General features: G+C 45.3%; 1 protein-coding gene. It reads right to left on the reverse strand.

Features of this window, described 5'->3' with window-relative positions; translation table 11 throughout:
* Positions 1–308, reverse strand: a 308-nt coding sequence (locus tag ACYQ0N_RS15430) for a gamma-glutamylcyclotransferase family protein (protein WP_460163196.1), incomplete at its 3' end; no start/stop codon positions are given.
* Positions 309–353 lie beyond the last annotated feature (45 nt).

Below are 353 nucleotides of genomic sequence, written 5' to 3' on the forward strand. Positions count from 1 at the left end.
TTATTCATAAGATACGCCATGCCCTCGTATTTTTTGCCGCCAAGCTCAAACGTCATTTTTTCCTGTCTGTACTGCCGGGGGTAGCCTTCGTATCGGTTCAGAGCGGTAATATCGCTTTCTTCAAGCTCCCAGATCACAACGGGAACGCTCGCGCCCTTTTTCGGCACGATAGTGGCGTAACTTCTGAATTCCAATTCATGATCCTTGATCACTGACGTTCCTACGGCTTTGGAATTGGGACATCTATACGCCATCTGTTCAGGATTGATATTTGAGCCGTAGGCTATATACAATTGTTTTTGTTCCATAAGAGCTCCTTTCTACATTGCAATTTCAAATTCCTCGCCTTCGCA

Source organism: Ruminococcus sporogenes (assembly GCF_054655175.1).